Source organism: Ileibacterium valens, from assembly GCF_001945525.1.
Taxonomy (GTDB): domain Bacteria; phylum Bacillota_I; class Bacilli_A; order Erysipelotrichales; family Erysipelotrichaceae; genus Ileibacterium; species Ileibacterium valens.
This window is the reverse complement of sequence record NZ_MPJW01000245.1, coordinates 1-755: the sequence shown is the minus strand read 5'-3', so window position 1 is coordinate 755 and position 755 is coordinate 1. Positions and strand designations below refer to the sequence as shown.

The following is a 755-nucleotide window of genomic DNA, read 5'->3' as shown; positions in this document are numbered from 1 at the left end:
ATTGAAACTTCGGTCGCTGTCAGTGATTTCAATCACCGGCTTTGGACTCTCGTCTGATCCTTCCAAATCCAGGAAGACCGTCCTGTCAATTTCTACGAATTCAAGAGCCGCTGAAGCAGGCGATACGGCGGCAGCTTTTCTGCGCCAGTACTGGAAGGTGGATAAAGCCAGGCCGTTTTGGACGCAGAAGCCAGCCTGAGTCAGACCTGACACCTGATATTGATCAACCAGGTTCATCCACTGTTCCTGATTCAGTTCACGGGATTTGGAAAACAGATAATTATGCATAAAATCCTCCAGTTCTAGTCGAATACAGAATATCGACTGGAACCGGAGGATCTAAGCCCATGCAAATTTCAAAAGGTTACGAGGAATCTCTGAAGAAAATGGATCTTCTTGCCGGAAAGGTGAAATAGAGGAGCTGAGAATGATGACAGAACAGAAGAAATACAGACGGCTGGTCGATAACCTGAGCAGTCTCGGACTTAAAGGAATGGAAATCAACCTGGATGAATACCTTGAGCAGATTGGAAACAAGGAAAAGTCAGTGATAGAAGCTTTGTGTGAACTTACAGATATCGAAATGAAGCTGAAGACTGACCGTGCAATCCATGGCTGCGTCAAAGTGGCCAACTTTCCGTTTCTGAAGGAGATGAAGGACTTCGACTTTTCATTTCAGCCTTCCATCAATGAAGGCCAGATCCGCGGCTTTGAGAATCTGAAATTCCTTGAGCAGAAGCAGAATATCCTTTTTA

At 45.3% G+C, this 755-nt stretch carries 2 protein-coding genes; one reads left to right on the top strand and one right to left on the bottom strand.

Annotated features, from left to right (window positions below; translation table 11 throughout):
- Positions 1-288: IS66 family insertion sequence element accessory protein TnpA (gene tnpA, locus BO222_RS11560; RefSeq protein ID WP_198932079.1), on the bottom strand; the 288-nt coding region annotated here is incomplete at its 3' end.
- 139 nt (positions 289-427) lie between these two features.
- Here tnpA and BO222_RS11555 point away from each other — a divergent pair.
- Positions 428-755 (top strand): ATP-binding protein (locus BO222_RS11555; protein ID WP_233131260.1); only part of this gene is annotated, 328 nt, incomplete at its 3' end.